This is a genomic window from bacterium, from assembly GCA_040755795.1.
Lineage (GTDB): Bacteria > UBA9089 > CG2-30-40-21 > CG2-30-40-21 > SBAY01 > JBFLXS01.
In genome coordinates, this window is the sequence record JBFLXS010000331.1 from 1 (window position 1) to 4,607 (window position 4,607).

Below are 4,607 nucleotides of genomic sequence, written 5' to 3' on the forward strand. Positions count from 1 at the left end.
TAATTCAGTGAGGCAGAGGAAAAGGAAAAGACAGCGAATCAGAGCTTTTGTCTAACCCTGCGTTGCAGTTGACGGCGGGGGACTGTGCGGTGGTCAGAGTTTTGTGGTCTCTCAAAGTTTTATCTTGTTATCAAACTTTTGTGGCAATCCTCCCCGCCGCACCTGAACTTTATCGTTAGACAGGCTGGGCAGACAAGAAGAAGGAGAAGTTATTCCTGTTGGAAGTTTTGGTGAGAATATTTGCTCCTTTAGCGGACTATACTAGGCTTGCGAGATTGATGCTTTTCGGAAAGAGTTGCTTATCCCTTAGAAGCAACAGGGGGGAGGCTAAGAGGGTTTACTGAAAAGTGATAGTTAGGTAAGATAGAGGAGGCAAGAAGGTTTTACCTGTTGTGGGAAAGGAGAGTTTAACCTTGTAATGGAAATGAATATAGAGGAGATAAAAAGAAAAGTAGGCACAGGTTTTTATGAAGTAGCTAAACACGCTGAAATTGAAAGGCAAAAAGATGGTCTGGAAATTAAAGATGTAAAAAATTCTATCTTCAATGGCAGGATTATTGAGGAGTATCCTGATGACCCGAGGAATCCATCCTGTCTGGTTTTTGGATTTGATAAGAATGGTATTCCTATTCATTCTCTTTGTGCTTTCTTAAAAAGTGGAAAGATTCGTATTTGTACGGTTTACATTCCAGACGATGATGAATGGATAAACTATCAAATAAGAAAGAGGTGATAAAATGGCTAAAAAATATGATGAATGTTCTTTTTGTGGAGGAAAAGTGGTGGCTCAACAAGTAAAAGTAGACTATTGGTGGAAGGGAGAGTTGACTATTATTGAGGATGTGCCTGCTGGTGTTTGTCAACAATGCGGTGAAGAGTATTATGATGGAAAAGTAGCAGAAGAAATGGAAGAAATAGTTAAATCAAAAGAGAGCATAAGAACTATCCCTGTACCTGTGAAGGAATATAAAGAAGTAGCTGTAGCTTGAGGGAGAGCTTAGGAATAAAAAAGGGGGAAAGACAGCGAAGTCCAGTTTTTTTTTCTAACCAATCAGATATTATTATTTTAGGGTCAAACCGTGAATGTGGAATGCACAATAATTCGGTGAGGCAGAGGAAAAGGAAAAGACAGCGAATCAGAGCTTTTGTCTAACCCTGCGTTGCAGTTGACGGCGGGGGACTGTGCCGTGGTCAGAGTTTTGTGGTCTCTCGAAGTTTTATCTTGCTATCAAACTTTAGTGGTAATTCCCCCTCGCAGCAGGTGAGCTCAATCGTTATGTGTAAAGAAAGCAAATAGAAGATGAACAGAGTATTACTTGTCGGTGGAGCATCAAGCTTTTCAATTGCTATACTACACATTGCTATTATTATAGGTGGTGCGGACTGGTATCGTTTCTTTGGTGCTGGCGAAAAAATAGCAACCCTGGCAGAACAAGGATCTTGGGTTCCTGGATTACTCACTTTTGGAATATCTATCATATTTTTTATTTGGGGGCTTTATGCTTTATCTGGCGCAGGGAAAATAAGACGCCTCCCATTTCTTAGGCTGGCACTTGTAATAATATCAGCAATATATCTTGCTCGAGGGTTATGTTTTCTTCCAGTATTCTTTTTTAAGCCAGAGATTATTGACAGTCTACTGGTATGGAGTTCATTGGTGAGTTTTATTGTTGGCTTAGCTTATGTCATCGGCACAAGGCAAGTCTGGTTAAGTTTATCTGTCAACAACACATAACAAATCGCTGAAGCGGACGGCGTTTCACGCCGCCGCTTAGCTCAGTCGTTAGGTGTAACGAGGTGTTGCAAGAAAGGAGGGCGAGAATGAGGAATTACATTGCACTTGCGTTGGCAATTGGGATTTTCTGTATTGTTGGATGTGCTCCGAAGATAAGTAATCCTGAAGCTGAGAAAGCAGCTATAGAGTCAGCACAAGTATGGCTGGAGTTAGTAGATAGTGAAAAATATGCAGAGAGTTGGGAAGAGGCAGCCGAATACTTCAAGTCAGCCATAAGTAAGAGCAAATGGCAAGGAACCATCCAAGCTGCAAGAAAACCTCTTGGGAAAGTGATCTCCAGAGAGCTCAGATCTCAGCGATATACAACTTCTCTTCCAGGCGCTCCAGATGGGGAGTATGTGGTAATCCAGTATAAGACATCTTTCGAGAATAAGAAGGCTGCCATCGAGACAATCACACCCATGTTGGATAAAGATGGTAAATGGAGAGTTTCCGGCTACTATATCAAGTAGTTACACCTAACCAATCGCTGAAGCTGACGGCGGGCAAGCCCGCCGCAGCTTAGCTCAGTCGTTAGGCAAAATAGGTAAGAACATATGAGGATATTATTAATTTTTATCAACCATGAAAATTGACCGTTTAACTCGAGAAAAAATTGATAAGATTGCTATGCAATTTTTACAAAAATATGATAAGAAACTTTTGGAAGAAGCTCGACCTATACCAGTTGAAAAGATAGTAACAGAGTATCTCGCTGCAAAAGATGGTTTACAATTTAAGATTGATAATCTAAAGTATGATATATTTCAAAGAAAAATCTGGGGAAGAACTAATTTGAGGGAAAAGATCATTTCTATTGATACATCACTTATAGAAACTCCATCACTTAAAACTAAATATAGATTTACTCTAGCCCATGAAGTAGGTCATTGGGTATTACACAGAAAATATATAAAATCACAAAAGAATTTTTATAAAACAGATGATATTGAAGAGTTAATAATAACACTTAAAGAATGCATAGAGGCTTTTCTTCATGAATTTAGATGTCTATACGATGACTCTCGCAAAGGGATTGAATTTCAAGCCAATAGCTTTGCAGCATCCTTATTGATGCCAAGTAACCTTTTTGAGATACATTTTTATAAAGAGACAAACGCTTATGGGATAAAACTTAAAGAATTACTATGGGAAAATGAGTATGAGAAAGTTTATGATTCAATTTTGCGTTATTTAAGCAGTTTATTTGATGTCTCTAAGCAAGCTGCAAAAATTAGAGTGAGGACTCTCCAACTTATTGAGAAAGATATTGAAAGGACACATAGTGGATTTAGTTCGGTGGGGGATGTTCTTAAAGATCTAATAAAATGACTGTGTATAGGAGAAAAGACAGGAAAAAAAGGAAATGGGGTCTTTTTGCCTAACAAATCGCTGAAGCTGACGGCGGGCAAGCCCGCCGCAGCTTAGCTCAATCGTTAGGAGCCAAGAAAAACAAATATGGAATCCATCTTAAACTTCCTTAATCAGAATTCTGGCGCATTGATGGCAATTTTTACCGCAATAGTGACGTTGTCTACTATTGTCTATGCTGTGCTAACAGGTGTACTCGTTCACGAAACTCGAAAAATGCGTCACGCGCAGACCGAACCACGGGTTGATGTTACGTACAGAAGTCGTGATGAGTGGATTGCACTTATAGATATAGTTGTGAAAAATATTGGTTTGGGTCCTGCATATGATGTTAAGTTCGAAATCACACCGCTTACCCAAGGAGAGGTAGCTAAGAAATTAGTCAATGAACTTCAGGAACGGAATTTCTTGAAGACAGGCTTGAATTATCTTTCTCCAGGTCAAAAGATAAGCTCATTTTTTACAAATGCAAGCGAGAAATTCGACGAGAAAATGACTTCTCAAGTGTTGATAAAGACTTCATATAAGAGCAGCACGGGAAAGAAGTATTTCAACGAATATGTCGTAGACCTTTCTGAGATTAAAGGCATAGAGCGAATAGGCGAGCCACCTTTATATAAAATTGCTAAGAATATTGAAGCTATTAAGAAGGACATTAATCAGTTTGCCTCAGGATTCCGCCGCCTGAAAACTGATATATACACATCTGAGGATAGGGAAAAGGTGGAAGCAGAACGCAGGGCGTATCCTGAACAGCTCAAGCAAAGGCAACAAAGTACGGAGCTCAATAACGGCTCCTAACAAATCGCTGAAGCTGACGGCGGGCAAGCCCGCCGCAGCTTATCTCTATCGTTAGACAACAAATACAAATAAGCCATCGAAAATTGTGAAAGTATTAAAGGAGATGAGAAGATGTTAATGTGGATACTTTGGTTTGGATTACTTCTTGCCATTGCTGGCGGTCTACCAGCCGGATATGTATGGCAAGGAAAGATACTGGGGTTTGTAGAACTAAAAAAGGCGAAGAAGATATGGCTTTTGGGAATGACTTTGACCATCATAGGCATAATTCTCATTATGGCCGGCTCAATTGGCTTGATCCATTCTAAGCCAACAGTGACAGCAGTTGAAGAAAGAGCCATAGAAGAAGTCGTCAAAGCCTGGCTTCCTTGGATATGGTTGCCTATTGGAATCATACTTATTGGAGCTATCCCAGTAGGACTGGTTGCTCAGTCCAAGGTTTTGGATATGGTCAGTTTAGAAACTGCTCAAAAGGCATTTAAGATTAGCTATATCTTGATAGGAGTAGGATCAATAATCTTAATATGGATGTTAAACGGAATCGTTGAATTAAGAAAAATATTTGCATAATCTCAATAATATCAAGGGATTGAATCCAATTGATTGATCTTTGAAAACTTTATAACCCCGCATAAACACTGAATTTTTTACTTTAGAAAGT

7 protein-coding genes are annotated in these 4,607 nt (G+C 39.4%); all 7 read left to right on the forward strand.

Going from position 1 to position 4,607, the window contains the following annotated elements; genetic code table 11:
* Positions 1 to 418: 418 nt before the first annotated feature.
* The 7 genes from AB1414_15915 to AB1414_15945 all read left to right on the forward strand — a co-directional run bounded on the left by AB1414_15915 (position 419) and on the right by AB1414_15945 (position 4,516).
* Positions 419 to 733 carry a DUF4258 domain-containing protein gene (locus AB1414_15915; protein MEW6608905.1) on the forward strand — a complete coding sequence of 105 codons (315 nt, stop codon included), beginning with the start codon at positions 419 to 421 and terminating at the stop codon, positions 731 to 733.
* A 4-nt stretch (positions 734 to 737) separates the two neighbouring features.
* A complete protein-coding gene (locus AB1414_15920; protein MEW6608906.1) occupies positions 738 to 989 on the forward strand; it encodes a type II toxin-antitoxin system MqsA family antitoxin in 252 nt (83 codons plus the stop codon).
* Positions 990 to 1,300: 311 nt separating this feature from the next.
* On the forward strand, positions 1,301 to 1,735 hold the full coding sequence (locus AB1414_15925) for a hypothetical protein (GenBank protein MEW6608907.1): 435 nt from the start codon (positions 1,301 to 1,303) through the stop codon (positions 1,733 to 1,735).
* 86 nt (positions 1,736 to 1,821) lie between these two features.
* Entirely contained in the window at positions 1,822 to 2,247 is a 426-nt protein-coding gene (locus AB1414_15930) for a DUF4019 domain-containing protein (GenBank protein MEW6608908.1), read from the forward strand.
* A 112-nt stretch (positions 2,248 to 2,359) separates the two neighbouring features.
* Positions 2,360 to 3,106, forward strand: coding sequence for a hypothetical protein (locus tag AB1414_15935; protein MEW6608909.1), 747 nt, complete (start codon positions 2,360 to 2,362; stop codon positions 3,104 to 3,106).
* A 126-nt stretch (positions 3,107 to 3,232) separates the two neighbouring features.
* Entirely contained in the window at positions 3,233 to 3,946 is a 714-nt protein-coding gene (locus AB1414_15940; GenBank protein ID MEW6608910.1) for a hypothetical protein, read from the forward strand.
* Between the two features lie 111 nt (positions 3,947 to 4,057).
* Entirely contained in the window at positions 4,058 to 4,516 is a 459-nt protein-coding gene (locus tag AB1414_15945; protein ID MEW6608911.1) for a hypothetical protein, read from the forward strand.
* Positions 4,517 to 4,607 lie beyond the last annotated feature (91 nt).

Excerpts from the sequence above, each read along its gene's own strand:
- AB1414_15945 (MEW6608911.1), top strand. The coding sequence starts at position 4,058 with ATGTTAATGTGGATACTTTGGTTTGGATTACTTCTTGCCATTGCTGGC.
- AB1414_15925 (MEW6608907.1), top strand. The coding sequence starts at position 1,301 with ATGAACAGAGTATTACTTGTCGGTGGAGCATCAAGCTTTTCAATTGCT.
- AB1414_15930 (MEW6608908.1), top strand. The coding sequence starts at position 1,822 with ATGAGGAATTACATTGCACTTGCGTTGGCAATTGGGATTTTCTGTATT.
- AB1414_15940 (MEW6608910.1), top strand. The coding sequence starts at position 3,233 with ATGGAATCCATCTTAAACTTCCTTAATCAGAATTCTGGCGCATTGATG.
- AB1414_15915 (MEW6608905.1), top strand. The coding sequence starts at position 419 with ATGGAAATGAATATAGAGGAGATAAAAAGAAAAGTAGGCACAGGTTTT.
- AB1414_15935 (MEW6608909.1), top strand. The coding sequence starts at position 2,360 with ATGAAAATTGACCGTTTAACTCGAGAAAAAATTGATAAGATTGCTATG.
- AB1414_15920 (MEW6608906.1), top strand. The coding sequence starts at position 738 with ATGGCTAAAAAATATGATGAATGTTCTTTTTGTGGAGGAAAAGTGGTG.